This is a genomic window from Dickeya sp. MK7, from assembly GCF_000406305.1.
Lineage (GTDB): Bacteria > Pseudomonadota > Gammaproteobacteria > Enterobacterales > Enterobacteriaceae > Dickeya > Dickeya fangzhongdai.
Map to the genome: position 1 here is coordinate 2,401,033 of NZ_CM001984.1, position 26,897 is coordinate 2,427,929.

Annotated in this window: 22 protein-coding genes; 11 read left to right on the forward strand and 11 right to left on the reverse strand. The window is 56.7% G+C overall.

All coding sequences use genetic code 11. The features are described 5' to 3' along the window. From rsxC to DXXMK7_RS10490, 6 genes are all read right to left on the reverse strand, one after another. On the reverse strand, window positions 1–2,009 hold a 2,009-nt coding region (gene rsxC / locus DXXMK7_RS10465; RefSeq protein WP_038919031.1), incomplete at its 3' end, for an electron transport complex subunit RsxC. Further along, window positions 2,002–2,592, reverse strand: coding sequence for an electron transport complex subunit RsxB (rsxB, locus tag DXXMK7_RS10470; RefSeq protein ID WP_038919032.1), 591 nt, complete (start codon window positions 2,590–2,592; stop codon window positions 2,002–2,004). The genes rsxB and rsxC, both read right to left, overlap by 8 nt. After that, on the reverse strand, window positions 2,592–3,173 hold the full coding sequence (gene rsxA, locus DXXMK7_RS10475) for an electron transport complex subunit RsxA (protein ID WP_038919033.1): 582 nt from the start codon (window positions 3,171–3,173) through the stop codon (window positions 2,592–2,594). Before rsxA ends, rsxB begins: the two co-directional genes overlap by 1 nt. Window positions 3,174–3,416: 243 nt before the next feature. Next, window positions 3,417–3,632, reverse strand: coding sequence for a transcription modulator YdgT (gene ydgT, locus DXXMK7_RS10480; protein WP_038658750.1), 216 nt, complete (start codon window positions 3,630–3,632; stop codon window positions 3,417–3,419). 570 nt (window positions 3,633–4,202) lie between these two features. Beyond that, window positions 4,203–5,714 (reverse strand): L-arabinose isomerase, encoded by a 1,512-nt coding sequence (araA, locus tag DXXMK7_RS10485; RefSeq protein WP_038919034.1) that lies wholly within the window; start codon window positions 5,712–5,714, stop codon window positions 4,203–4,205. A gap of 54 nt (window positions 5,715–5,768) precedes the next feature. After that, window positions 5,769–7,454 (reverse strand): ribulokinase, encoded by a 1,686-nt coding sequence (locus tag DXXMK7_RS10490; protein WP_038919035.1) that lies wholly within the window; start codon window positions 7,452–7,454, stop codon window positions 5,769–5,771. A gap of 382 nt (window positions 7,455–7,836) precedes the next feature. On the opposite strand from DXXMK7_RS10490, the gene DXXMK7_RS10495 reads away from it, so the two are divergent. The 7 genes from DXXMK7_RS10495 to DXXMK7_RS10525 all read left to right on the forward strand — a co-directional run bounded on the left by DXXMK7_RS10495 (window position 7,837) and on the right by DXXMK7_RS10525 (window position 15,508). After that, on the forward strand, window positions 7,837–8,820 hold the full coding sequence (locus DXXMK7_RS10495; RefSeq protein WP_038919036.1) for an arabinose ABC transporter substrate-binding protein: 984 nt from the start codon (window positions 7,837–7,839) through the stop codon (window positions 8,818–8,820). Between the two features lie 96 nt (window positions 8,821–8,916). Beyond that, window positions 8,917–10,440, forward strand: a complete 1,524-nt coding sequence (araG, locus tag DXXMK7_RS10500; protein WP_038919038.1) for an L-arabinose ABC transporter ATP-binding protein AraG — start codon at window positions 8,917–8,919, stop codon at window positions 10,438–10,440. 18 nt (window positions 10,441–10,458) lie between these two features. After that, entirely contained in the window at window positions 10,459–11,445 is a 987-nt protein-coding gene (araH, locus tag DXXMK7_RS10505) for an L-arabinose ABC transporter permease AraH (protein WP_038919039.1), read from the forward strand. A 67-nt stretch (window positions 11,446–11,512) separates the two neighbouring features. After that, window positions 11,513–12,463 (forward strand): arabinose operon transcriptional regulator AraC, encoded by a 951-nt coding sequence (araC, locus tag DXXMK7_RS10510; protein ID WP_038919040.1) that lies wholly within the window; start codon window positions 11,513–11,515, stop codon window positions 12,461–12,463. Window positions 12,464–12,669: 206 nt separating this feature from the next. Beyond that, window positions 12,670–13,719 carry an oxidoreductase gene (locus tag DXXMK7_RS10515; protein WP_038919042.1) on the forward strand — a complete coding sequence of 350 codons (1,050 nt, stop codon included), beginning with the start codon at window positions 12,670–12,672 and terminating at the stop codon, window positions 13,717–13,719. Between the two features lie 154 nt (window positions 13,720–13,873). Then, entirely contained in the window at window positions 13,874–14,872 is a 999-nt protein-coding gene (locus DXXMK7_RS10520; protein WP_038919043.1) for a bile acid:sodium symporter family protein, read from the forward strand. Between the two features lie 177 nt (window positions 14,873–15,049). After that, window positions 15,050–15,508, forward strand: a complete 459-nt coding sequence (locus DXXMK7_RS10525) for an SgcJ/EcaC family oxidoreductase (protein ID WP_038658728.1) — start codon at window positions 15,050–15,052, stop codon at window positions 15,506–15,508. Between the two features lie 87 nt (window positions 15,509–15,595). Here the strand turns inward: DXXMK7_RS10525 and add are convergent, their stop codons facing one another. From add to manA, 3 genes are all read right to left on the reverse strand, one after another. Next, window positions 15,596–16,612, reverse strand: a complete 1,017-nt coding sequence (gene add, locus DXXMK7_RS10530) for an adenosine deaminase (RefSeq protein ID WP_038919044.1) — start codon at window positions 16,610–16,612, stop codon at window positions 15,596–15,598. A gap of 329 nt (window positions 16,613–16,941) precedes the next feature. Then, on the reverse strand, window positions 16,942–18,504 hold the full coding sequence (locus DXXMK7_RS10535; RefSeq protein ID WP_038919046.1) for a YdgA family protein: 1,563 nt from the start codon (window positions 18,502–18,504) through the stop codon (window positions 16,942–16,944). A 57-nt stretch (window positions 18,505–18,561) separates the two neighbouring features. After that, window positions 18,562–19,746, reverse strand: coding sequence for a mannose-6-phosphate isomerase (gene manA, locus DXXMK7_RS10540; protein ID WP_038919047.1), 1,185 nt, complete (start codon window positions 19,744–19,746; stop codon window positions 18,562–18,564). Window positions 19,747–19,923: 177 nt separating this feature from the next. On the opposite strand from manA, the gene fumC reads away from it, so the two are divergent. Then, the gene (gene fumC, locus DXXMK7_RS10545; protein WP_038919049.1) at window positions 19,924–21,321 is read left to right on the forward strand and encodes a class II fumarate hydratase; all 1,398 of its coding nucleotides are present in this window, start codon (window positions 19,924–19,926) and stop codon (window positions 21,319–21,321) included. Between the two features lie 3 nt (window positions 21,322–21,324). Here fumC and tus read toward each other — a convergent pair whose 3' ends face one another. Next, on the reverse strand, window positions 21,325–22,251 hold the full coding sequence (gene tus / locus DXXMK7_RS10550) for a DNA replication terminus site-binding protein (protein ID WP_038919050.1): 927 nt from the start codon (window positions 22,249–22,251) through the stop codon (window positions 21,325–21,327). 171 nt (window positions 22,252–22,422) lie between these two features. Beyond that, entirely contained in the window at window positions 22,423–23,673 is a 1,251-nt protein-coding gene (locus tag DXXMK7_RS10555; protein WP_049842558.1) for an MFS transporter, read from the reverse strand. A 138-nt stretch (window positions 23,674–23,811) separates the two neighbouring features. Between DXXMK7_RS10555 and DXXMK7_RS10560 the strand changes: the two genes are divergently transcribed. From DXXMK7_RS10560 to bioD, 3 genes are all read left to right on the forward strand, one after another. Continuing rightward, a complete protein-coding gene (locus tag DXXMK7_RS10560) occupies window positions 23,812–24,726 on the forward strand; it encodes a LysR family transcriptional regulator (protein ID WP_038919051.1) in 915 nt (304 codons plus the stop codon). A 116-nt stretch (window positions 24,727–24,842) separates the two neighbouring features. Next, the gene (locus tag DXXMK7_RS10565) at window positions 24,843–26,060 is read left to right on the forward strand and encodes an ROK family transcriptional regulator (RefSeq protein ID WP_038919052.1); all 1,218 of its coding nucleotides are present in this window, start codon (window positions 24,843–24,845) and stop codon (window positions 26,058–26,060) included. 154 nt (window positions 26,061–26,214) lie between these two features. Then, window positions 26,215–26,886, forward strand: coding sequence for a dethiobiotin synthase (bioD, locus tag DXXMK7_RS10570; RefSeq protein WP_038658704.1), 672 nt, complete (start codon window positions 26,215–26,217; stop codon window positions 26,884–26,886). Window positions 26,887–26,897: the final 11 nt, after the last annotated feature.

The window sequence follows — 26,897 nt, forward strand, 5'->3', positions numbered from 1 at the left end:
CGGGCTTTAACCCGGGCGATGGCAGCGGCAACGGCGGCTTTGCGCGGGTCGGTGATCTCGGTTGGGGCGGCATCAGCCGGTGTGGTCGGGAGCGCGCTTTCCAGCGCTTCCACTGTGGTTGATACCGATGCATGAGGTGACAATGTCACCTCTTCTGCGGTACCAGACTGCGCGGCCTTACGGGCTTTAACCCGGGCAATCGCCGCTTCAACCGCCGCTTTGCGTGGGTCTAACGCCGCGAGCTCTTCGGTTCCGGCAACCGAATCGACTTCGGTAACAGACGATGGCGCGTGCGCCTCGGCCTGTCTGGCTTTGACGCGGGCGATCGCCGCCGCGATGGCGGCTTTCGGCGCGTCGTCTTCCGCCGTGTTCAGCGCTTTTTCCGCCTGATGTTCGCGCGCCTGCGCCTTGCGGGCTTCGCGGGCGGCAATCACGGCGCTGTTATCCGGCTGCTGGCCCGGTTCAATGCGGATTTCGGCCTGAACGGCTGTCGCCTGTTTGGTACGCACTCTTTCCAGCGCCGCCATCACCGCATCTTTGTCGGCGGCGGCCACGCTGGCGGCGGCCTGTTTATGGCGTAGCTCGCGCGCCTGTTTTTCCCGCTCCAGACGGACATGACGCGCATCAAAGCGCGCTTTGGCTTCTACCGCCTTGCGGGATTCTTGATCCAGCGCCTGAATCTCGGCTTTTTCCTGACGGTAATACTGCACCAGCGGGATATTGCTCGGACAAACGTACGCGCAGGCGCCGCATTCGATACAGTCAAACAGATGGTGCTGGCGCGCCTTCTCGTGCTCTTGTCCCCGGCTAAACCAGTAAAGCTGCTGCGGTAGCAGCCCGGCCGGGCAGGCATCGGCGCATTTGCCGCAACGGATGCAGGCCTGTTCCTCTTCCTGCGCCTGAATCTCATCGCGGGCGGGGGCCAGAATGCAGTTACTGGTCTTGATGATCGGTACGTCCAGCGCAGGCAGGGTGAACCCCATCAGCGGCCCGCCCATGACCACCATCGGCTGAGTGGTGGTGACATGGTAGCCGGCGTGGCGCAGCAGATGACGCACTGGCGTGCCCAACCGCGCCCAGACGTTGCCCGGCTGGCGCAAGGCATCGCCGGTCAGGGTGACGACCCGCTCGGTCAGCGGCTCGCCGTTAATGACCGAACGTTTGATGGCGTACGCGGTGCCGACGTTTTGCATCAATACGCCGATAGACGCCGAATGCTTGCCGAAGGGCACTTCTTTGCCGGTCAGGATCTTGGTTAACTGCTTGGCGCCGCCGGATGGGTATTTCGTGGGGATGACCCGCATCTGGATACGAGGGTAATCCACCAACGCGTAACGCAGCGCCGCGATGGCTTCCGGCTTGTTGTCTTCAATGCCCAGCAGGATACGTTGCGGTTGCAGCAGATGGTCGAGGATGTCGATCCCTTGCGCGATCTCCTGCGCACACTCCTGCATCAGACGATCGTCGGCGGTAATATAGGGTTCGCATTCGGCGGCGTTGATAATCAGGGTGCCAATGCCGCGCAGACCGCCCTGCAGTTTAGCGGCGGTGGGAAAGCCGGCGCCGCCCAGCCCGGCGATACCGGCCTGATGGAGATGCTCAACCAGTTCGGACGGCGTTGCCTGACGGTAATCGGCGAAGGAGCGGCGTTCGCACCAGCGGTCCTGACCGTCGGGAATGATAATGATGCTGAGCTCGGTCAGCCCGGAAGGGTGATTGCTCATATGCTGGCGGATGGCGTGCACCGTCCCGGAGGTCGGCGCGTGCACCGGCAGCATCCGGCCGGTACCGCGTGTCAGCGGCTGTCCCCGCAGCACCGGATCGCCGGCTTTGACGCACAGGTCGCCTTCCGGCCCGAGGTGCTGCTTGAGCGGGATAATCAAATAGTCAGGCATAGGAACCTGCCGCAGCGGTACCTGACTGGATTGGGTTTTCATTTCCGGGGGATGAATTCCGCCTGAAAAATCCCAGATTCTGTCTTTTCTGAAGGCGGCGAACAGCTTAAACATGATTTTCGATCACACGGTTTTCCGCCTGGATAACGCGCACCGGAATGGCGTCGAGATTCCATTTCCAACTGGCGGTTGTCGGGGCTAAAGGTCTTAATTCGATACAATCCGTTGGGCAGGGCGGCACGCACAGGTTGCAGCCGGTACACAGATCGCGGATGACGGTATGGACGGCGCGGGTTGTGCCGACAATGGCGTCCACCGGGCAGGCCTGGATGCATTTGGTGCAGCCGATACAGTTGTTTTCGTCGACCCAGGCGACCAGCGGTTCCGGTTTTTGCGGCGCCTCGGCGTCAAGCGGCTGCGGATCGACATTCAGCCGCTCCGCCAGCTTCAGCATCAGCGGTTCGCCGCCCGGCACGCATTTGTTGATTTGTTCGTTGTTGAGGGCGATCGCCTCGGCGTAGGGGCGGCAGCCGGGATAACCGCACTGGCCGCACTGGCTTTGCGGCAGCATGGCGTCCAGTTGCTCAACCACCGGGTCTTCTTCCACCTGAAAGCGGCGCGAGGCAAAGCCCAGGACTAACCCGAACACCAGCGCCAGCGCGCTGAGCGCTGCTATGGCTATCCAGATTGTGATCATCAAAGTTTCACCAGCCCGGTAAAGCCCATAAAGGCCAGCGACATCAGGCCGGCCGTTACCAGGGCGATAGACGATCCGCGGAACGGCGCGGGCACATCGGCTACGGCAAGGCGTTCGCGCAGCGCGGCAAACAGCACTAATACCAGCGAAAAGCCGGCGGCGGCGCTGAAACCATAGATGGTTGATTGCAGAAAGTTGTGCGATTGATTCACGCTAAGCAACGCGACGCCGAGAACGGCGCAGTTGGTGGTGATCAGCGGCAGAAAGATGCCCAGTAAACGGTAGAGCGCCGGGCTGGTTTTCCGCACCGCCAGTTCGGTGAATTGCACCACAACGGCAAAAACCAGGATAAAGGCCAGCGTGCGCAGGTAGAGCAGGTTTAACGGCAGCAGCACATAGGTGTTGACCAGCCAGGAGAACACCGACCCTATCGTCATCACAAATGTCGTGGCAAACCCCATGCCGATGGCGGCTTCCAGCTTTTTGGACACGCCCATGAACGGGCATAAGCCCAGGAATTTCACCAGTACGAAATTGTTGACCAGAAGCGTGCCAACAAACAGCAAGACATATTCGCTCATTACAGTGCCTACAAAATAAAACCGGCGTATTATCGGGCATTGTCCGGCATTCGGCAACTTACCCTCTGTGGGGATATTAGGCAATCGCACTCATCGGGCGCGATAAAGGTAAGAAAAAAGGTAAGAAAATACGTGCGGGAAAATGCGGGTGGGAATAGCGTGCGGCGGCGGCACGCGCATCCATGCTAACCCCTCAGACCACCTATGCCATCAATCACCTGCCTCATCAAATCACCTGCCCCATCAAATCACAAAGTGCCAGACGGATTTCGGCACTTGCCCGATGTCAAACAGTTTTCCGCCAGCGGCTAATTCGGCCCGGCGATGATCGGCAGCCCGATACATATTGATAATGTCGTGATTGTCAGTCAGAGAATAATTCAAATGATCAAACAACTTCTCAAGACTTTCCAATGTACTCACTTTTCTGAATTTCAATAAATATTCGTAAACACTCATTTGCGTAAAATAATCAAATAGAGTTTAAAGGGAATTCAGTATATTCGCCTCGGGGATTCTGTCCAGTACTGAATTCAAAAACGCAGCTTATGATAGGCAGTCGTAATAAAAAAGCATAAATCTACTTCATTTCTTACCGATGCCGAACATCGTGGCTTTATCATTGATTTAATTAACGTATCCTACTAATTACAGGGCGCTGAAAAATACAGCAGCGGAAAAGGCTGGAATATGGCGGTTAACATTTTATTCATCTTATGATGTTTTTTGCGCAACCCACTCGATCTATGTCACATTTTTGGGCTTCGTTATTATTATTTTCCGTGTTTATGGAAACCTTTTGTTTCATTTAAATACGGTGATATTCACGCGTAATAATGACAATTTTTATTTTATTATTCGGAATATCACGTATTGTCAGGTTGGATGTACAGAGACGGATTGTACAGCGACAGATTGTACAGCGACGGATGCTGAACAGACATGAATGCAATAACCGAAATCGCCGCCTGCCGGCATCAGGGTGCCGGCAGGCGTTGTCACGATAGGCAAGTTAACGGATAGCCGGTATTACGCCCGGTGTCTGCACAGTTTGTAGTACAACTCGTTCCAGCGCAGCCCGTCCCTGAGGGCCGGCAGGGTGGTGTCCTGATCAATCACCGTCAACTCGATGTTGTGCAGGTCGGCGTACAGCCGCAGATAATCGAGATCGAGCGATTGGGTAAACACGGTATGGTGTGCGCCGCCCGCCAGAATCCAGGCTTCGGCCGCCGTTTCCAGCGATGGCTGCGCCTGCCAGAGTGCGCGAGCGACCGGCAGTTTCGGCAAGGGATGCGGCTGGGCGACGGTATCCACCTGATTAACCAGCAGGCGGAAACGATCGCCCAGATCGATCACGCTGACGTTCAGCGCCGATCCGGCCGGCGCGGAGAAGATCAACCGCACCGGATCCGCTTTGCCGCCGATCCCGAGGTATTGCGCATCCAGCAGCGGTTTTTCCTCGCTGGCGATGCTGGGGCACACTTCCAGCATATGGGCGCCGAGCACCAGATTGTTGCCGGGAGCGAAGTGGTAGGTGTAATCCTCCATGAAGGAGGTGCCGCCGGGTAATCCCTGCGCCATGACCTTCATCACGCGCAACAGCGCGGCGGTTTTCCAGTCGCCTTCGGCGCCGAAACCGTATCCCTGCTGCATCAGACGTTGTACCGCCACGCCGGGAAGCTGCTTGAGGCCGTAGAGGTTTTCGAAATTGGTGGTGAAAGCCTTAAAGCCGCCCTGATCGAGAAAGCGTTTCAGGCCGAGCTCGATACGGGCCGCATCCAGCAGATTTTGCCGTTTCGGACCATGCAGCCTGAGCGCTTCGCTGAGGGTGTAGCTGGCTTCATACTCTTCAATCAGCGTATTCACATCGCCCTGGCTGACATCGTCCACCACGCCGACCAGGTCTCCCAGCCCCCAGGCGCTGACCGCGTAGCCAAACTGGATTTGCGCCCCGACTTTATCGCCTTCGGTGACCGCCACTTCCCGCATGTTATCGCCAAAACGGGCTACCTTGAGCTGACGGCTTTCCTGCAGCGCCGCCGCGACCCGCATCCATTTGGCGATACGTTCATGGGCGTGACGATCCTGCCAGTGGCCGACCACCACCTGATGAGGCTGGCGCATGCGCGCGCCGATAAAACCGAATTCGCGCCCGCCGTGAGCGGTCTGGTTCAGGTTCATGAAATCCATGTCCATGGTGTCCCAGGGGATATCGGCGTTGAACTGGGTATGGAACTGCAGCAGCGGTTTGTTGAGGATGCTCAGACCGCCAATCCACATTTTGGCGGGCGAGAAGGTATGCAGCCAGGCCAGCAGCCCGATGCAGTTATCCTGATAATTGGCGTCGCGGCACAGCGCGGTGATTTCATCCGGGGTTTTGACCAGCGGTTTGAGTACCAGCCGCACCGGCAGGTTGGCGTCGCGGTTAAGGCCATTCACCACTTTTTCGGCGTTCTCTTTCACCTGACGCAGCGCTTCCGGGCCATACAGATGCTGACTGCCAATCACAAACCAGACTTCGAGCGGCTTAAATTGTTCCATGATGACTCCTGTTTGGGTTCCCAAAGGGATGTAAAAGTGATGTTCGGCAAACTCTCAATGGTCTGCCCCGGTCCGGGGGCTGTAGGCGGGCTCCGCCAGCCGGCACCACTGCTGATAGCGTTCATAAAGCTGTTGATAACGGGCGACCCGGTTCGGGTCAGGCGTCAGGGTGCGTTCGATGCCGCAGGCCATATGCTGCTGGGCGATGGGGATATCCGGGTGAACGCCGGCAGCCACGGCGGCGAAAATAGCGGCGCCCAGCGCGCAGCATTGATCCGAGGCGACGATCTGCATCGGGCGGTTCATGACGTCGGTACAGACTTGCATGATGGTGGTGGATTTCCGGGCGATGCCGCCCAGCGCCAGCAGGTTTTCCACCGGGATCTGCTGAGACTCGAAGCAGGCCATGATAGCGCGGGCGCCAAACGCGGTGGCGGCGATCAGCCCGCCGAACAGTGCCGGCGCGTCGGTGCCGAGATTCAGGTCGGTGATCACCCCTTTGAGCCGTTGGTTGGCGAACGGCGTGCGGCGGCCATTAAACCAGTCGAGCACGACCGGCAGGTGATCGAGCGATGGGGAATCGGCCCAGGCTTGCGTCAGCTGCGCCAGCAGGCTGGATTGCAGCTGTTCCAGTTGCGGTTGCCAGTCTGGATGTTCGCGGGCGGCCAGTTGCAGCGGCCAGCCCAGCACGCGGCCAAACCAGGCGTACATGTCGCCAAAGGCGGATTGACCGGCTTCCAGCCCGATGAAACCGGGCACCACGCTGCCGTCCACCTGACCGCAGATCCCGGCGATCGTATTGCTGCCCACCCGATCTGCATCGGCGATCAGGATGTCGCAGGTTGAAGTGCCGATCACCTTGACCAGCGTATAGGGTTGCGCCCCGGCGCCGACGGCGCCCATATGACAATCGAAAGCGCCGCCGGATATCACGACGTTTTCTGACAACCCCAACCGGCGAGCCCATTCCGGCGTCAATGCGCCGACCGGACGATCGGCAGTCCAGGTATCGGTGAACAACGGATACTGCAGTTTTTCCGTCAGGCAGGGATCCAGCGCCTGCAAAAAGTCTTTTGGCGGCAGGCCGCCCCAGTCGGGATGCCACAGCGATTTGTGTCCGGCGCTGCAACGACCGCGGCGGATGGCGTCAGGCGCCGTGGTGCCGGAGAGCAGGGCGGGCACCCAGTCGCACAATTCGATCCAGGACACCGCTGCCTGACGTACCGACGGATCTTCACGGGTGATATGGAGAATTTTGGCCCAGAACCATTCCGATGAGTACACCCCGCCGATGTAGCGGGTGTAATCCGGGAACTGGCCGCTGCGGCACAGCTGGTTGATGGCTTCCGCTTCGTCAATCGCGGTGTGGTCTTTCCACAGCACAAACATGGCGTTGGGGTTGTCCGCGAATTCCGCACGCAATGCCAGCACGTCGCCCTGTTCGTCAATCGGCGCCGGGGTGGAGCCGGTGGAGTCGACGCCAATGCCGATTATCTGCCGACGCTGTTCAGGAGTGAGCCGCGCCACTACCGCGCGGATCGCCAACTCCAGCGATTCGATGTAATCCAGCGGATGGTGGCGGAACTGATTGCTGGCGGGATGACAATATTGTCCCTGGCGCCAGCGCGGATAGTAGACCACTTCTGTTTCCAGCTCCTGCCCGCTGCGGCAATCCACCGCCAGCGCACGGACAGAATCGCTGCCAAAATCAAGACCAAGAGTAATGGCGCCCGCACTCATCGTTGCTGCTCCTGTTAATCGTAGGGATCACGCTGTTTACGATAGACAGGCCGTTCTGGCGCCGTGAGGAGCGGTTGGCTGGAAGTATGCATTTTTCTGTCACGGACAGGGGTTTTGTGATGGCGGTCATAAGTTAATGGCAGGTTAAATTTGCTGAATCTATGTACGAATCAGCTGTAGTTTCTGAATGTGATAATGCTCTCTCTTCGTGATGAAAATAACAGCTACAACTTACGCGTCTGAAGGAAACCGGAGGATGAAATCACAATAACTCTTTGTTTTTTCATCGCTCCAAAAAGGAACATCTTGCCGGGAGCGTTTACACCCGTGAGGGCATCCCCGGTTGCCAGCGTGTTAAAGATAACAACGAGCGGAGAAGACCATGCATAAATTCACTAAGGTTCTGGCAGCAATTGGCCTGGCCGCGGTTATGTCACAATCGGCTATCGCGGAAAACATGAAACTGGGCTTTCTGGTCAAACAGCCGGAAGAACCCTGGTTCCAGACCGAATGGCGGTTTGCTGACAAGGCCGGTAAAGACCTGGGATTTGACGTTATCAAGATCGCCGTACCGGATGGCGAAAAAACCCTCAATGCTATCGACAGCCTGGCGGCCAGCGGCGCCAAAGGGTTTGTCATCTGTACCCCTGACCCGAAACTGGGCGCGGCCATCGTCGCCAAAGCGCGCAGCTATAACCTGAAAGTGATCGCCGTCGACGACCAGTTCGTCAACGCCAAAGGGCAGCCGATGGACACGGTACCGCTGGTAATGATGGCCGCCACCAAGATTGGCGAACGCCAGGGGCAGGAGTTGTGGAAAGAGATGCAGAAACGCGGCTGGAAACTGCAGGAAACGGCCGTTATGGCGATCACCGCCAACGAGCTGGATACCGCCCGTCGCCGTACATCCGGGTCGATGGATGCGCTGAAGGCGGCCGGATTCCCGGAAAAACAGATTTATCAGGTCCCCACCAAATCCAACGATATCCCCGGCGCGTTTGACGCCGCCAACTCGCTGCTGGTGCAGCATCCGAACGTGAAAAACTGGCTGGTGGTCGGCATGAACGACAACACCGTGCTGGGCGGCGTGCGTGCGACTGAAGGACAGGGATTCAAGGCGGGCAACGTGATCGGTATCGGCATCAACGGGGTGGACGCGGTCAGCGAACTGTCCAAATCGCAGCCGACCGGTTTCTACGGTTCGTTGCTGCCAAGCCCGGACGTGCACGGCTACAAGAGCATCCAGATGCTGCATGACTGGGTGACCAAAGGCGTCGAGCCGCAGAAATTCACCGAAGTGACCGATGTGGTGCTGATCACCCGCGATAACTTCAAAACTGAACTGCAGAAGAAAGGCCTGATGTAATGACCCTTGTCCGCTCCCGCCTTAGCCGGCGTGAGCGGACACTGGCCGCGCCGTCATACCTCATAAATGACGGCGCAGACCATTGAGGATGCTGAAATGACCGTACAGTCACCTTATTTATCCTTTCGTGGGATTGGCAAAGTGTTTCCCGGCGTCAAGGCGCTGGATGACATCAGTTTCGACTGCCATGCCGGGCAAATCCATGCACTGATGGGGGAAAACGGCGCGGGAAAATCCACATTGCTGAAAATTTTGAGCGGCAATTACACGCCGTCACAGGGAGAAATTCATATTAAAGGGCAGCCGGTGCGCTTCGCCAATACGATGGACGCGCTGAACGCCGGCGTGGCGATCATCTATCAGGAACTGCATCTGGTGCCTGAAATGACGGTGGCGGAGAACATCTATCTGGGGCAACTGCCGCACAAGGGCGGGGTGGTGAACCGTACGTTGCTGCGTTATGAATCGCGTCTGCAACTGGAACATCTGGGGTTGGATATCGACCCGGATACGCCGCTGAAATACCTGTCCATCGGCCAGTGGCAGATGGTGGAAATCGCCAAAGCGCTGGCGCGCAACGCCAAGATTATCGCGTTTGACGAGCCAACCAGCTCGCTGTCGGCGCGGGAAATCGAACAACTGTTCCGGGTGATCCGCGAGTTGCGCAGCGAAGGACGGGTGATTCTGTATGTGTCGCATCGTATGGAGGAAATCTTTGCTCTCAGCGATGCCATCACCGTGTTCAAAGATGGGCGCTATGTCAAAACCTTCGCCGACATGCAGCAGGTTGACCATGAACAACTGGTGCAGGCGATGGTGGGCCGCAATCTGGGGGATATCTATGGTTATCAGCCGCGCCCGCATGGCGAGCCGCGGCTGGAACTGCATGAGGTGAAAGCGGTCGGGGTGAAGTCGCCGATTTCGTTGTCGGTGCGCAGCGGCGAAATTGTCGGCCTGTTCGGGCTGGTGGGCGCCGGACGCAGCGAACTGATGAAGGCATTGTTCGGCGCCACCGGCATTACCAGCGGCGAGGTGCGGCTGGATGGGCAGCCGATGCACGCCCGTTCGCCCGGCGATGCGATCCGCCGCGGGCTGATGCTGTGCCCGGAAGACCGTAAAGCCGACGGCATTATTCCGGTGCACTCGGTGCGGGATAACATCAATATCAGCGCCCGCCGTAAACATATCAAAAACGGTTTCATCATCAATGAAGCCTGGGAGGAGGAGAACGCCGACCACCATATTCAGGCGCTGAATATCAAAACGCCGTCGCCGACGCAGTTGATCATGAACCTGTCCGGCGGCAACCAGCAGAAGGCGATTCTCGGCCGCTGGCTGTCGGAGGAGATGAAAGTGATCATGCTGGATGAACCGACCCGCGGCATTGACGTCGGCGCCAAGCACGAGATTTACCACGTGATTTATGAACTGGCCCGTCAGGGGATTGCCGTGCTGTTTGCGTCCAGCGACCTGCCCGAAGTGCTGGGGCTGGCGGACCGCATCGTGGTGATGCGCGAGGGCGCCATCTCCGGCGAAGTGTCGCACGATGAGGCCAGCGAACAGAAGGTCCTGAGTCTGGCGATGTTAAAAACGACCGCCACTGAACCCGCGGTTGCCTGACCGCCAAGGAGTCGATAAATGTCTACGGTGAGTTCTCCTTCCCACGCCAGCAAATCTCAAGGCCTCAGTCTGTCCCGCATCTGGGATAACTACGGCATGTTGGTGGTGTTTGCTGCGCTGTTTCTGGCTTGTATGTTATTCGTGCCGAATTTCGCCACCTTCGTCAACATGAAGGGACTTGGGCTGGCGATTTCCATGTCGGGCATGGTGGCCTGCGGCATGCTGTTTTGTCTGGCTTCCGGCGATTTCGACCTGTCGGTCGCCTCGGTGATCGCCTGCGCCGGCGTGACCACCGCGGTGGTGATCAACGTCAGCGAAAGCCTGTGGCTGGGCGTTGGCGCCGGGCTGTTGCTGGGGGTAGCGTTCGGCCTGCTCAACGGGTTTGTTATCGCCCAGCTAAAAATCAACGCCCTGATCACCACGCTGGCCACCATGCAGATTGTGCGCGGGCTAGCGTACATCATCTCTGACGGTAAGGCGGTCGGTATTGAAGACGAGCGCTTTTTCACCCTGGGATACGCTAACTGGCTGGGATTGCCGGCGCCGATCTGGCTGACGGTTTTCTGCATGGTGCTGTTCGGTTTGCTGTTGAACAAGACCACCTTTGGCCGCAACACGCTGGCGATCGGCGGCAACGAGGAAGCCGCGCGGCTGGCCGGGGTGCCGGTGGTGCGGACCAAAATCATTATTTTCGGCCTGTCCGGGCTGGTTTCCGCCGCGGCGGGCATCATCCTGGCGTCGCGTATGACCAGCGGCCAGCCGATGACGTCGATTGGTTATGAGCTGATCGTGATTTCAGCCTGCGTACTGGGCGGCGTGTCACTGAAAGGCGGCATCGGCAAGATATCCTATGTGGTGGCCGGGGTGCTGATTTTGGGGACGGTGGAAAACGCCATGAACCTGCTGAATATCTCGCCTTTTGCTCAGTATGTGGTGCGCGGGTTGATTCTGCTGGCGGCGGTGATTTTTGACCGCTACAAACAGCTGGCGAAGAAAACGGTTTGATGGACGGATGCGCCGGCATGAGCCGGCGCTATCCATAACAGACAAGACTCTTTTTTCAGGAGGCCGCATGTATCACCGCATGGCGCATGAGTCACAGCCCAACCCGTTGCTGCCCGGTTATGCGTTTAACGCCTATCTGGTGGCCGGGCTGACGCCGATTCTGGCGGGCGGGCCGCTGGATTTCTTTATCGACAGGCCGGATGGTATGAAGGGTTACATCATTAACCTGACCATCAAAGGACAGGGCAAGGTACTGGATGGCGATGACACCTTTTTTTGCAATCCCGGCGACCTGCTGCTGTTTCCGCCCCGGTCGCGCCACTATTACGGCCGCGCGCCCGGCAGCGACAACTGGTATCACCGCTGGGTCTATTTCCGGCCGCGCGCTTACTGGGCCGATTGGCTGGAATGGCACAGCAAAGGGTGCGACGTCGGGCGGCTGACGCTGTCCAGCACCGGTTTGCTGCAGGAGTTCGATAAGCTGTTCGCCAATATTGAGCAGACCCACCGTTCCGGCCGGCGTTTTGCCGAAGAGCTGGCGATGAATCTGCTGGAGCGCCTGCTGCTGCGCGCGATGGAAGAAGATCCGCAGAGCCCGCAGCGCATTATGGATCCACGGGTGATCGAAGCGTGCCAGTTCATTACCGGCAATCTGGCCGGAGAACTGCGTATCGATGAGGTGGCGCGCCACGTTTGCCTGTCGCCGTCGCGGCTGGCGCACCTGTTCCGCGAGCAGGTGGGGGTGAATATTCTGCGCTGGCGGGAAGACCAACGGGTGATTCGTGCCAAGTTGCTGCTGCAAACCACGCAGGAATCAATCGCCGCCGTCGGGCGGGTGGTCGGCTATGACGACCAGCTCTATTTTTCCCGTGTCTTCCGCAAACGGGTGGGGGTCAGCCCCAGCGATTTTCGCCGCCGCAACAGCGAAATCCATCACCCGGCGTTGGAAAGACCCGCGGAAACGGCCATCTGGCGAGGGGAATCAACCGCCCCGCATCCGTGGGTGGTCACGCCGTAACTGTCTGACGCTATTGTGTAATCAGGCCTGGCCGCCGATGGCGGTCAGGCCGGTTTGGATAACGGAACCGTCCGATAACCATCTGTTTCCCCGGTGCTATACTAGGCTGTGCATTGCGATACAGCATAAAACGTGATTGCGATGCACGGCCGTATTTCATGAGGACAACGGGTCTGAACCTCAGATCCGCCAATGAGGGGAAATATATGACGGATACCATCCGTGTTGGTCTGCTGGGCTATGGTTATGCCAGTAAGACGTTTCATGCGCCGTTGATTGCCGCTACGTCAGGAATGAAACTGGCGGCGATATCCAGCAGTGATGCTGGGAAGGTTCAGGCTGACTGGCCCTCAATGCGAGTCGTGCGCGAGCCGCAGGAACTGTTCAACGATCCGGATATCGATCTGATCGTGATACCCACCCCGAATGACACCCATTTCCCGCTGGCCCGTCAGGCGCTGATCGCCGGCAAGCATGTGGTCGTCGACAAACCGTTCACCGTGACGTTGTCACAAGCACGGGAACTGCATCAGCAAGCGGAGCATGTGGGTAAGTTGCTTTCCGTCTTTCATAACCGGCGCTGGGACAGCGACTTTCTGACGCTGAAGCAATTGCTGAAAACCGGCGTGCTGGGCGATGTGGTGTACATGGAGTCGCATTTTGACCGCTATCGCCCGGAAGTGCGCCAGCGCTGGCGTGAAGACGGCGGCGAAGGCAGCGGCATCTGGTTCGATTTGGCCCCGCATCTGATTGATCAGGTGTTGCAGTTATTCGGTCTGCCGGTGGCGATTCAGGCCGATCTGGCGCAGCTACGGCCGGGCAGTAAGTCCACGGATTACTTCCACGCGACATTGATCTATCCCCAGCGTCGGGTGGTGGTGCAAGGTAGCCTGCTGGCGGCGGCGGAAAGCGCCCGTTATATCATCCACGGCACCCAGGGCAGTTATGTGAAATTTGGCCTCGACCCGCAGGAAGCTCGGCTGAAAGACGGCGAGAAGCCGCAAGCCCATAGCGATTGGGGGCAGGACAGCCGCGACGGCATTCTGACGCTGCATCGTGACGGTGTGCTGGCGGAGCAGACGGTGCCCACCATCCCCGGACATTATCAATCCTATTACGCCGAGATCCGCGATGCGCTGCTGGGACGTGGCGACAACCCGGTGCCGGTTGAGCAGGCCATCAAGGTGATGGAGCTGATTGAGCTGGGGCTGACTTCTCATGAACAGAAAAAGGCGATGACCCTGAAAAGCAGCTAACCGGGATTCGTCACGATTTGTGACGGAAAACCTTGACTGTGAGGCGGGCTTCAGCCTTGCATTATGGGTGTTTATTGCTGATAGTAGGGCATTGTTTAATGCAGGCGATCTTAGGATCGCCTGTATTTTTTATGTCTGAGGATGCAAACACGTTATGGCATGGTTACAACGCTTAAAAATTGACAAATTTTTGCTGGTTTTGATTGCGGTGGTGATTACCGCGTCTATTTTCCCGTGTGAAGGCGCGGCCAAGGTTTTCTTTGAGAACCTGACCAATGCGGCAATCGCACTGCTGTTTTTCATGCATGGCGCCAAGCTGTCCCGTGACGCCATCACCGCCGGTATGGGCCATTGGCGTTTGCATCTGGTGGTGTTTGCCAGCACCTTCATCCTCTTCCCGCTGTTGGGGATTGGCATGGCGTTTCTGTCGCCGCAGATATTAACGCCGGGGTTGTATCTCGGTTTCCTGTATTTGTGCGCGCTGCCGGCGACCGTGCAGTCCGCCATCGCGTTTACTTCTATGGCGCGCGGCAACGTGGCGGCTGCGATCTGCAGCGCCTCGGCGTCGAGTATTCTCGGGGTTTTTCTGTCGCCGGTACTGGTCGGCTTGCTGATGCATACGCAGGGCGGACAGACGGATACGCTGCACGCGATTGGCGCGATTATCATGCAACTGATGGTGCCGTTCGTCATCGGTCACCTGTCCCGTCCGCTGATTGCCAACTGGGTTGATCGTCATCGCAAACTGATCAATATCACTGACCGTTCATCCATTCTGCTGGTGGTGTATGTGGCGTTCAGCGAGGCGGTGGTCCAGGGGATTTGGCATCAGATTAATGGCTGGTCGCTGCTGGCGGTCGTCGTCTGTTCGCTGGTGCTGCTGGGCATTGTACTGGTATGCACCACGCTGGCGGCTCGCAAACTGGGATTCAGTACGGAAGATGAAATCACCATCGTGTTCTGTGGTTCGAAAAAGAGCCTGGCCAACGGTATTCCAATGGCGAATGTGCTGTTTCCCGCGGCGGCAGTGGGGGCGATGGTGCTGCCGTTGATGATTTTCCACCAGATCCAACTGATGGTGTGTGCGACGCTGGCGCAGCGTTATGCCAAGAGAGCGGCAGCGTCTGCCGGCGGCGAGGCGACAGAAAAATAATCGCTAAGACAAGTGGTTAGATGCGGTTTTTCATCGGCAGCGGCTATCACTAATATAGTTTCAATTGGTTACAGTTCATAACGTTAATCTTTTATTATAGTGACTATCTGTGTTGCCCCATATTGTGGGCTCACAGACACACGCAGTATCTGATTAGTCACTATAGTGAGGGACACAATGTATAAAAAAGTTCTGTTATCGTTGAGTTTGCTTAGCGCTGCCATCACTTCTCAGGCTTATGCCGCCAACACCGAAACCTGTGTTAAGACTGACGAAAAAACTATCGCCAGTTTGTTCGATCGCTGGAATCAGTCGCTGCAGACCGGCGATGCAAAGAAAGTGAACGCCAATTATGCGTCTGACGCCGTACTGTTGCCGACGCTGTCTTCAAAAATGCGGACGAACGACGCAGAACGTATTGATTATTTTGAACATTTCTTACCGAAAAAACCGTCTGGCAGCATCGATAAGCGAGTCATCAAAATCGGCTGTAATGAAGCGCTGGATACCGGAAACTACACCTTTACCTTCGGCGACAAGTCGCAGGCCAAGGCGCGCTATACCTACACTTATGCCTTCAAGAACGGGCAGTGGCTTATCACCAGTCACCACTCGTCTGTCCAGCCGCAAGACTGATCTGATATTGTCGCCATGACGACGATGCAGTAAGCAGGTCGAAATGCAAAAAGCGGATACCTCGGTATCCGCTTTTTGCGTATTGCGTCAGGACGGTTGCCGTTGCTGTGCTCGCTGGCGCAACAGCTGTTTTTCCTGTTCGGAGATAAACGCGACACGCAGCCCGTTTTCCTGAGCCTGGCGAATGTCATCCGGCGACAGACCGGCCTGCGGAGCCGCTATCTCATACTCATGACGGATTTCGATCCCCTGAACCGCCGGATCATCGGTGTTGATGGTGGCCGGAATACCGTGGTGCAGAAAATGCACCAGCGGGTGTTCATTCATCGCTTTTACCGTACTGGTTTGCAGATTGGAGGTCAGACAGGACTCGATGCCAATCTGGTGTTCAGCCATGTACTCCATTAATGCGCGATCGACGATGGCGGTCACGCCATGACCGATGCGCTCGGCACCCAGTTGCTTAATCGCCTGCCAGATGCTTTCCGGGCCGGCGGCCTCGCCAGCATGGGTGGTAAGATGCCAGCCCGCATCACGAGCGCGGGTAAAGTGGGTGGTGAACAGTTCGCCGGGGAAACCGAGTTCATCACCCGCCAGGTCGATAGCGACGATATTGTCCTTGTGCGCCAGCAACGCATCCAGTTCCTGTTCGCAGGCCTGAGTACCAAAGGTGCGGCTCATGATACCGATCAGACGTATCATGACGTCGTGGTTATGGTCGCGGCAACCTGCGGCAATGCCGTCAATCACCGCTTCCACTACGCCTTCCAGCGGCAGTTGATGGCTGCGGGCCATGTAGTAGGGGGAAAAGCGCAGTTCGGCATAATCCAGTCCGGCACGTATGGCGTCTTCAACGTTTTCGTAAGCCACCCGGCGACAGGCATCCAGCGACCCCAGCACGGCCACGCCCCAGTCCAGTTTTTGCAGAAAACGGAGCAGGTCAGGTTCGTTGTCGACGATCTGGACATGAGGGCGCAGTGAAGCCAGGTCGTTACCCGGCAGCTCAATAGTAAACTGGCGGCCCAATTCAAGGATGGTCTGAGGACGGATATTACCATCGAGATGGCGATGGATATCCGTCAGCGGAATGTGCGGATTAATCATGTTCTACTCTTTTTTTATTAAAAAAATCCATCAGTCAGGCGGCATTCCTCATGACGCTGGTTTTATCGCCACTGCGCCGTGAGGGACACGGTCTGATAACTCGCTGTGCAGTATAAGAATAAAGTCACGCACTTTGCTATTGATTGATAAAAAGAAATTTGTATATCACAACAGGCATAACACAGGTTTAGCATAAACGAGTTTTTCTCGCCTGTGCATGGCGGGCGAACGCGTGCCGTTATGGGCGTTCAATTTGTCTAAACGGCGATGTGCAAGAAAAGGCAGGCGGGGTGAGAAACAGGCGCCCTGTTGCGGGCGCCTGTGAAGGGTTACGGGCTGACTGACGCGTCCGGCTGCTGTTCTTCCGGCGCGGCCTGGGAATCATCGCCTTCTTCAGGCACGTTCTCCGACGGCAGCGTGATGAACGGGGCGATGAACTCCGCCAGCGGAATCTTGCGGCCGTTGAAGGTCACGGTACCGTCGCTGTATTGCAGCGAACTGGTAATGGCGTTGTCTTTGGTCACGGTGACCTGGCTCATCTGGCCGATGTTCGCCATCAGTTGCGTCTGCTGACGCGCCATCTGTTCCAGTTGCTTTCTCTCGTCGTCAGAAGAGGCTTTCGGCGCGGTTTGCACCATCAGCTCAGTGATCATATCCAGCGGCACGTTGAGACGAGCATCCAGATTTTTCACCGACTGGCGAATAATCGCTTCTTCATCGGACAGATTAGCGGTCGGCGCTGCGCTTTTCTGCAACGGATCGGTCAGGTCCAGCGCCAGCGTGAAGGTACTTTCGCCTTTGGCGCTCTTCCAACTGAACGGCGCGACCTTGACGCTTGGATTGCCTTTCAGCAACTGCGGCAGGTTGTGCAGAACCAGCGCGGCCAGTTGCTGGTCGTAGATTTCCGGCGTGACCTGGTCGATATTCTGCAACAGCGACTGCAGGTTTTTCTGGTATTCGGTCATGAACTGGCGAGTGCCTTTGCCATCCAGCCCGGAGAAGTTGACGTTCATGTTCAGCGATCCCAGATTTTGATCGCGGAACAGTGCCGAGCCCAGGGTCAGCGTCATCTGTCCCGCCAGGTTGGCGTCATCTTCCGTGGTATGGTTGACCAGCGCGAAATCGTTCAGCGCCAGGCTATCGCCGCCCTGAACGTCCAGCGCCAGTTTTTTCAGCGTTAGCTTGACGTCGCCGACTTCGAGATCGAATTTGCCTTTGCGGGTATCGCTGTTAAGCGCCAGATCCTGCAGCGTCAGTTTTTCGTTCTGTCCCTGCAGATTGGGTTTTTCCATCGTTAGATTAGCGACATTCCCCATCACTTTGCCCGCCCGCAGATCGCCGGCCAGATCCACCAGCAGCGTGGTGCCGCTGAAATTGGCCTTCATTTCCGGGCTCTGAACGTCCAGCGCTTCCAGCGTGACGGCGGAGTGCGTGTCGCCGCTGTAATCGATACGGCTATCGGCAGTGATGAACGGTTTGTTTTTGGTCAGTTCAAACAGCGCTTTTACCGAGTCGGTATTGGCCAGTTCGCCGTGCACGGACGCCATCGCCGGCTTCAGGCTAAACTGGCTGGCGGTGAGCGGGAAAGGGCCGTGGAAGACGGTGGTGTTAAACACCACTTCTTCGTTCGCGGCCAACAGATGCTGACGGGCGTCGGAACCGTCTGACTGTACCACCAGGGCAACCTGGCTTGTGAATATGCCGCGCTGATAGTCGCGGAATGTCACCTTGATGCCCGCCTGCGGGTAGGCGTTTTTCAGCCCGTTGTTCAGGTTGTCGGTAACTTCGCCGATGTGTTGCTCAATCTGTTTACCGGTAAACCAGGAGGCGCCCCCCCAGGCCGCTGCGAGTGCAATAACGATTCCCGCCGCTACCACTGTTTTTTTGGCCACGCTATATATTTCCTTGTTGATTCACGGTGTCGTATCCCTCATCGGGAGTACATAGCTTTATACCATTAAAGGCCGGTTATAGACGCGGGCAATCTGACCCTGGCCCTGAACCTGAACCGGTGATTCGCTGGCGGAGATAAAGCAGGATTCGCCTGGCAGCAGCTTGACCTGTTGAGCCCCTTTTTCCAGCACCGCCTGGCCTTCGACGCAAAAAATTATCGCCGCGCTCTGTTGGCTGAGCGTTTGCGGCGCATCCGTAAGATAATGCAGTGAAAAGGCAAAGTCATCGACCGGAATGGGGAAACTCAGTTCATTGGCCGTTTTTATCGGCGAGGTGAGCAGAGAAGCGGCAGGTTTCGATTCGAAACGGACGTTGGCGAGCAGCTCGGGAATATCAATATATTTGGGCGTCAGGCCGGCGCGCAGGACGTTGTCCGAATTGGCCATCACTTCCAGCGCCACGCCCTGCAGGTAGGCATGCGGGGTTTCGGCATACAGGAACATGGCTTCGCCGGGTTTCAGCGTGACGACATTCAGCAATAGCGGAGAGAACAGACCGCCGTCATCAGGGTAAAACTGCGCAATAAATCGGATGGTATCCCAGGGTTCGCCGTGTTGACTATCCAGTACGTGTTTCAGTTCTGCGATAGCCGACGCTTTCTGTTCGCCGTTCATGCTCAACAGGCTGGAGAACAGCGTTGTCAGCGTCTGGCTGTCCGGGCGCTGTAAAAACGCGGCGATCGCCGGATGGGCGCCGGCCAGCGGCTGCAAAAGACCGGCAATCTCGGTCAGTTCGCGAAAGCCGTTCATCGCCAGGTAGGAGGTAAGGGCGAAGACCAGTTCCGGTTTGTGGTTGGCGTCCTTGTAATTGCGTTGGGGAGAATCCAGCGCGATGCCGGCGGCATTTTCCCGGGCGAATCCCGCCTCGGCGGCGGATTTATTCGGGTGTACCTGAATCGACAGCGGCTGTTCGGCGCACAATACCTTGAACAGGAACGGCAATTCGCCAAAGCGCTGGGCTACCGCATCACCCAGAAAACCGGTCTGATCGCTATTGATCAACTCCCGCAGATTGTGCGTTTGCCCTTGCTCGTCAAGCAGCAGAGAACTGCTTTTCGGATGTGCGCCCATCCACAGTTCCGCCATTGGAAGGTTACCCGGGTTTTCAATCCCATACAGTTCAGTTAACGCGTGTTTACTGCCCCAAGCGTAATTCTGCACACTGTTGCGCATTTTTTGCATAATATTTTCCTGTCATTAAACAGATTGTTAATTTCCATAACGGCGACGGTGGAAACTCCGCTGGAAAGGACTGCACCGTCTTAATGCACGCCATGTTAATGCTTTATATGCCATGATTCCAGAAGGGTAAAAATTCGCACTCATCTGAAAGTGACTTGTTTTGCAAAGGAGAAAACCATGTCAGACACTCGAATCGAAAAAGACTCCATGGGGCCGATTGCCGTACCGGCAGCGCACCTTTGGGGAGCTCAGACCCAGCGCTCGCTGGAGCATTTCCGTATTTCGGAAGAGAAAATGCCGAGAGCGCTGATCGTGGCGCTGGCGCAAACCAAGCGGGCGGCCGCCCGCGTTAATATGGATCTGGGGCTGTTGCCTGCCGATAAGGGCGACGCCATTCTTCAGGCCGCGGACGAGGTACTGAACGGGCTGCACGCCGGCGAATTCCCGCTGGCTATCTGGCAGACCGGCTCCGGTACCCAGACCAATATGAATATGAACGAAGTGCTGGCGAATCGGGCCAGCGAAGTGTTGGGCGGTGTGCGGGGCAACGAACGACTGGTGCATCCGAATGACGATGTCAATAAAAGCCAGAGTTCTAACGATGTTTTCCCCACCGCGATGCATGTGGCGGCGGTCACCGTGGTGCGGGAACACCTGATCCCTGAGCTGAATGTGTTGCAGCAAACGCTGGCGGATAAAGCCGCGCAATTCGTCGATATCGTCAAAATCGGCCGAACCCATTTGCAGGACGCGACGCCGCTGACGCTGGGGCAGGAGATTTCCGGCTGGGTGGCGATGCTGGCGCATAATTTGCGTCACATCGAAAACAGTATTCCGCACCTGTGCGAACTGGCGTTGGGCGGCACCGCGGTCGGTACCGGATTAAATACGCACCCGGAATACGCGGTGCGGGTGGCGGCGGAACTGGCGTCGCTGACCGGTCACCCGTTTGTCACCGCGCCGAACAAGTTTGAAGCGTTAGCCACCTGCGACGCACTGGTTCACGGGCACGGCGCCTTGAAAGGGCTGGCGGCATCGTTGATGAAAATTGCCAACGATGTTCGCTGGCTGGCGTCCGGGCCGCGTTGCGGTATCGGCGAAATCGCTATTCCGGAAAATGAACCGGGCAGTTCCATCATGCCGGGCAAGGTCAATCCTACGCAGTGTGAAGCCATGACCATGCTGTGTTGCCAGGTGATGGGAAACGATGTGGCGGTAAACATGGGCGGCGCGTCCGGTAATTTCGAATTGAACGTGTTCCGTCCGATGGTGATCCACAACTTCCTGCAGTCGGTACGGCTGCTGGCTGACGGCATGAAAAGTTTCAACGAGCATTGCGCCGTCGGGATTGAGCCTAATCGCGAGCGCATCAACCAGCTGTTGAATGAGTCGCTGATGCTGGTGACGGCGCTCAATCCGCACATCGGTTATGACAAAGCGGCGGAAATCGCCAAAAAAGCCCATAAAGAAGGGCTGACGCTGAAAGCGTCGGCGTTGAAGCTGGGCTACCTGACCGAAGAGCAGTTCACCCAGTGGGTACGTCCGGAAGACATGGTTGGCAGTATGAAGTCTTAACGCTCACATGCCGTCATCGGTGTACAGATGCAGCCGGGGGATCAATAGCCGTAATGGCTTGGCTTTGGGACGGTGCCGGTGCTGAATGTTGTCTGCGTCGTAGTCGTTCAGTTCGCCCATCACGGGTACCGCGTCCTGGCGGCATAACACCAGCAACGGCGAAGGGCAGGGATACTGCACCTGCTTCTGCTGTTCCTGATACCAGACTCTGGCGATAGGCTGCACTTTCACCGGTCGTTTTATTTTCAGCGACGCCTGCTCCGGCAGGCGTTTTACATCACGGATTTCCTGCTCCAGCAGGGACGCCCACTGTTCCTTGCTGTACGGTGCCTGGCTGCGCCCGGCGCGCAGGCTTTTCTCCAGTTTTTCCAGCAACTCATCGCGGGTGATATTTTTGATGATGTTCTTATTGGCCCAGCCAAATCGCACCGACGTCGGGTCGACCAGCAGGGTAATAGTGCGGTAGGCGCTGAGCGTGATCAGTCCTTTTAAGTGGGTATGAACAAAATCGAAACGTTGCTCCGGTTCCAGCCCGGATTCCACCGTAATGATCTGTTCGAGTTCTTTTTTCCGCGCGTTGATATCGGTAATTAACTGATACGCCTGCAGGTATTCCTGCTGATCAACCCGAAAACACAGTACGCCGGGCAGGCGAATCGCCGCTTTGCTGCTGACGGTTTCCGCGTGGTGGTGAATAAATAGATGGCGAAAATGCTGTAAGCCGGCGTCGCATGCGTCATCGCCTGTTACTGGTGTGACGTGAATCTGCGTGACCGGGTCGTGCTCGGTGCCTTTCTCTACCGGCGGAAGGGTAAAAATGTGCCCGCCGGCAAAGCGAAAGGTCCGAAACAACTGATGCATTTCGGACAATTGCGCTTCAAGGGTAGTGAAGCAATGATTCATACGCTCGATCAGGTCGTAAGCGGCCATACAACATCCATTTAGTTACAACATACTTATGCATTCTAATCTAAACGCTCAGTTTAGCAACCAGCATTACTATCGTTTTAGCAGCGAAAAAAGCGGAGAGAGACGGTGGGGAGACTCACCGGCCGGCGCGTTCTGGCTCGGTGAGTCGCAAATGATACCATTACTGGTGAATTACACCGTGTTTTTCAGGGACTTCAGTTTCAACCCGATCCACAGCGCCAGTACCAGCAGGCATGACAGAAACAGTACCAGACCGGTCCAGCCGTAGTGGTACCAGAAGAAACCGCCGGAGGTACCAGCCAGGCTCGACCCCAGATAATAGCAGAACAGATACTGGGATGATGCCTGGCCTCTGGCGCGCAGCGCCCGCACGCCAATCCAACTGCTGGCGACCGAGTGGGCGGCAAAGAACCCCGCCGCGAACAGCATCATCCCGGCGAACATTATCAGCAGCGAGCTAAACAGGGTCAGCAGCAGGCCGGACAGCATCAGGGCCACACTGCCGACCAGCACCGGTCCCCGGCCAAAACGGGCGATCATCGCCCCGGCGCGCGGGGAAGCGTAGCTACCGGTCAGGTAGACCACCGACAACAATCCTACGACAGTCTGACTCAGGTTATAGGGGGCGCCCAGCAACCGATAGCCAATGTAGTTGAACAGGGTGACAAAGGTCCCCATCAGCAGGAAACCCTCGGCGAACAACAACGGCAAACCCGCGTCACGCCAGTGCAGGCGGACATTGATCCACAGTGTTTTGGGCCGCAGCGAACCCGCGCGAAAATGGCGGGAATCAGGCAAGATCCGCCAGAACGTCAGCGAGGCCAGCAGGGCGACCACGCCGATGCAGGCGATAGAGACACGCCAGTTGAAAAAATCGGTAATAACCCCGGTCAGCAGGCGCCCGCTCATGCCGCCAATAGAGTTGCCGCTGATGTATAACCCCATTGAGAACGCCACCACGCTGGGGTGAATTTCTTCGCTCAGGTACGTCATCGCCACCGCCGCCACACCGCTGAGCGATAAGCCAACCAGCGCCCGCATGGCCAGTAGTCCCGTCCAGTTCGTCATCATCGAACCAATCAGGGTACAGACCGAGGCCAGCAACAGGGACACCACCATCACATTTTTACGACCGATGGTGTCCGACAGCGGGCCGGTAAACAATAACCCGACCGCCATGGTAATGGTGGAGACAGAGAGCGACAGGCTGCTGGTTGCCGGCGACACGCCAAACGCCTGCGACAGCACCGGCAGTATCGGTTGCACGCAGTACAGTAAAGCGAACGTCGCCAGGCCGGCGGAAAACAGCGCCAACGTGACGCGAATGAACGTCGGCGTACCTCGGGTGATAAACGGATTTTTATAAACGGGCGCGTGAGTGTTGCGTTGAGGTTGAATGTCGTCGGTGACAGAAACGGACATTCCTTGTGCAGACAGCGGGGTACTCAAAATCAATCCTTATCCGGAAAAAATACGGCAGAAACATCAGTGAGCGCATCATAGAATTGGCTCGATTGTTTTGTATAATATATTAATCATTAATAATGATACTTTATAAATATGAATATCGAACTCAGACATTTACGCTACTTTATTGCCGTAGCGGAAGAACTTCATTTCGGGCGCGCCGCTGAAAAGCTGCATATCTCCCAGCCACCGCTCAGTCAGCAGATACAGGCGCTGGAAGAGCAAATCGGCGCCCAACTGCTGGAACGTAACAATCGCAACGTGCGCCTGACCCAGGCGGGCGAGCTGTTCCTGAAAGAAGCCTGGGCCATCATCAATCAGGTTAATCAGGCGGCGGAGCGCGCCGCCCGTATCCAGCGCGGGGAAATCGGGGAGCTCAATATCGGTTTCACCTCGTCGGCGCCTTTCGTCAAACAGGTTTCGCGCAGTTTGTTGCAGTTTCGCCAGAGTTACCCCGAAGTACATATCCAGATGCTGGAGATCAACACCAAACAGCAGATTGAGCCGCTGCTTGACGGCAAGCTGGATCTAGGCGTGATGCGTAATAATCCGCTGCCGGAAACACTGCGCCATCAGCTGTTGCTACACGAGCCGATGGTCGCGGTGGTGCATGAAGAACATCCGCTGGCCGCCGCCCCCGGTGGTCACATCAGTATTCAGCAGTTGGCCAACGAACCGTTTGTTTTTTTCGCCCGGGAAGTGGGAACCGCGCTGTACGACGAAGTGCTGACATTGCTCAAGAAATACGGCATTACCCCTTACATTACCCAGGAAGTTGGCGAGGCGATGACCATTATCGGGCTGGTATCTTCCGGTCTGGGGGTGTCCCTGCTGCCGGCGTCATTCCGTCGTATCCGGGTAGATGGCGTCAATTACCTGTCTTTGCAGGAAAAAGACGCTATTAGCGAAATGTGGTTGGTCACTCATCAACACCGGCCGCTGAACACCGCCGCTCAAACGCTGATCACACTTATGCTGGGCAGCACCGTCAAAAATATGTGCGGTTAATCACATATCGAATCAAATATTTGACGGCTATTTACAAAAGCTCCACCATAGCCTCAGTTTTTTATTTTACAGCGTAAAAAATACCAATTACGCCTAATCGCAGGAGCCGTTTCAGAGTGATTGTCAGTGGTCAGCCGGGACACATCGATCAGATTAAACAGATTAATGCAGGTGGCGTTTATCGGCTGATCGATGAAAATGGCCCCATCTCCCGCATCGAGTTGTCAAAACAGGCCCAGCTTGCTCCTGCCAGCATTACCAAGATTGTGCGCGAACTGATGGAAGCCCATCTGGTACGGGAAACGGAGTATCAGGAAATGGGCAACCGTGGGCGCCCGGCTATCGGTCTGGTTTTGGATACCGAAGCCTGGCACTACCTGTCGGTACGGATCAGCAACCAGATCATGACGCTGGCTCTGCGCGATCTCAGCGGGCACTTGGTCGTGGAGGAACTGGTTGATTTACCTACAGAACATCCGCAATCGTTGCTTGATCGCATCCTGATTGAAATCGATCAGTTTTTTATTCGCCATCAGCGCAAACTGGAGCGCCTGACGGCTATCGCCATCACGTCGCCGGGGATGGTGGATTCGTCCACCGGCATCATTCATCGTATGCCGTTTTACGATGTGGAAGAGATGGCGATCGGCCCGGCGCTGGAAAAGCGCACCGGCGTGCCGGTTTATTTACAGCACGATATCTGCGCCTGGACTATGGCGGAGGCGCTGTTTGGCGCGTCACGCGGTTGCCAAAACGTCATTCAGATTGTCATCGACCATAACGTGGGCGCCGGCGTCATTACCGGTGGCCGCATCCTGCATGCCGGTAGCCGGACGCTGGTGGAAATCGGCCATACCCAGGTCGATCCTTACGGTAAACGTTGCTATTGCGGCAATCACGGTTGTCTGGAAACCGTCGCCAGCATAGAAAGCATGCTGGAACTGGCCCAACAGCGTCTGAAAGGGTCAATGAGTTCGCTGCTGCACGGCTCGCCGTTAACGGTAGAGTCTTTATGCGACGCCGCGCTGAAGGGCGATCAACTGGCGAAAGATATCATTGTTGATGTCGGCAATAACGTGGGGCGTATTACCGCCATCATGGTTAATCTGTTCAATCCGGAAAAAATTCTGATCGGTTCGCCGCTGAATCAGGCCGCCGATATCCTGTATCCCGCCATCATCGACTGCATTCGCCGTCAGGCGCTGCCGGCCTATAGTCACCACCTACAGGTGACGTCCACCCATTTCTACAATCAGGGGACCGTACCCGGCGCGGCGCTAATCAAAGATGCGCTCTATAACGGCTCTTTGCTGATTAAACTGATGCAGGGCTAATCAACGACGCAATCAAGGCGCGGTTTCCCGTTGACCGACAAAACATTGCGCTAACGCAAGCCGCTCCGGCGGCCCATCCCCTAGACTTTGGACTTCATCAGTAAGTTTTTTTGAGGTTTATTTTTCAGGTGGGGCCTGCCGGAGTGGTGTTTTCATGTTAAAGCGTATGTTTGTTACAGGAACGGATACTGCCGTGGGGAAAACGGTGGTATCGAAGGCGTTATTACAGGCGCTGACGAAAACGGGCAAAACCGTAGTGGGTTATAAACCTGTCGCCAAGAGCTGTACGGAAACGGAAGAGGGATTGCGTAACAAAGATGCGCTGGTGTTGCAGGAAGCGTCGTCGATCCCATTGACTTACCAGCAGGTTAATCCGGTGTCGTTGCAGGAAGATGAAATCAGCGCCAGTGAGCTGGAGATCAATTACTGTGCGATGACCGAGGGCTTGAACCAGCTCAGCGAGTTGTCGGATATGGTTGTCGTCGAAGGCAGCGGCGGCTGGCGTACATTGATGAACGACATGCGAACCTATTCGGAGTGGGTGGTTCAGGAGCAACTGCCGGTCGTGCTGGTGGTTGGGATCAAGCTCGGTTGTATCAACCATGCGCTGCTGACGGCGCAAGCCGTTATTAATGATGGGCTACCGCTGGTGGGCTGGGTGGCGAACCGCATCAACCCAGGTCTGGCCAACTATGCCGAAATCATTCACGCTCTGCGCGAAAAAATCCCCGCGCCTCAACTAGGCGAATTACCGTATCTGCCTCGTGCCGAACAGCGGGACCTGTCCGCTTATATTGACCTTTCTGCTATTAACCAGTCGTTCTAATTTAACCAGTC

Coding starts and splice junctions, on each gene's coding strand:
- ydgT (WP_038658750.1), bottom strand. CDS start 3,632: ATGAGTGTTTACGAATATTTATTGAAATTCAGAAAAGTGAGTACATTG.
- DXXMK7_RS10520 (WP_038919043.1), top strand. CDS start 13,874: ATGGCATGGTTACAACGCTTAAAAATTGACAAATTTTTGCTGGTTTTG.
- araA (WP_038919034.1), bottom strand. CDS start 5,714: ATGGAACAATTTAAGCCGCTCGAAGTCTGGTTTGTGATTGGCAGTCAG.
- araH (WP_038919039.1), top strand. CDS start 10,459: ATGTCTACGGTGAGTTCTCCTTCCCACGCCAGCAAATCTCAAGGCCTC.
- rsxB (WP_038919032.1), bottom strand. CDS start 2,592: ATGATCACAATCTGGATAGCCATAGCAGCGCTCAGCGCGCTGGCGCTG.
- fumC (WP_038919049.1), top strand. CDS start 19,924: ATGTCAGACACTCGAATCGAAAAAGACTCCATGGGGCCGATTGCCGTA.
- DXXMK7_RS10495 (WP_038919036.1), top strand. CDS start 7,837: ATGCATAAATTCACTAAGGTTCTGGCAGCAATTGGCCTGGCCGCGGTT.
- DXXMK7_RS10525 (WP_038658728.1), top strand. CDS start 15,050: ATGTATAAAAAAGTTCTGTTATCGTTGAGTTTGCTTAGCGCTGCCATC.
- DXXMK7_RS10555 (WP_049842558.1), bottom strand. CDS start 23,673: ATGTCCGTTTCTGTCACCGACGACATTCAACCTCAACGCAACACTCAC.
- add (WP_038919044.1), bottom strand. CDS start 16,612: ATGATTAATCCGCACATTCCGCTGACGGATATCCATCGCCATCTCGAT.
- DXXMK7_RS10515 (WP_038919042.1), top strand. CDS start 12,670: ATGACGGATACCATCCGTGTTGGTCTGCTGGGCTATGGTTATGCCAGT.
- bioD (WP_038658704.1), top strand. CDS start 26,215: ATGTTAAAGCGTATGTTTGTTACAGGAACGGATACTGCCGTGGGGAAA.
- araC (WP_038919040.1), top strand. CDS start 11,513: ATGTATCACCGCATGGCGCATGAGTCACAGCCCAACCCGTTGCTGCCC.
- DXXMK7_RS10490 (WP_038919035.1), bottom strand. CDS start 7,454: ATGAGTGCGGGCGCCATTACTCTTGGTCTTGATTTTGGCAGCGATTCT.
- araG (WP_038919038.1), top strand. CDS start 8,917: ATGACCGTACAGTCACCTTATTTATCCTTTCGTGGGATTGGCAAAGTG.
- manA (WP_038919047.1), bottom strand. CDS start 19,746: ATGCAAAAAATGCGCAACAGTGTGCAGAATTACGCTTGGGGCAGTAAA.
- rsxA (WP_038919033.1), bottom strand. CDS start 3,173: ATGAGCGAATATGTCTTGCTGTTTGTTGGCACGCTTCTGGTCAACAAT.
- tus (WP_038919050.1), bottom strand. CDS start 22,251: ATGGCCGCTTACGACCTGATCGAGCGTATGAATCATTGCTTCACTACC.
- DXXMK7_RS10560 (WP_038919051.1), top strand. CDS start 23,812: ATGAATATCGAACTCAGACATTTACGCTACTTTATTGCCGTAGCGGAA.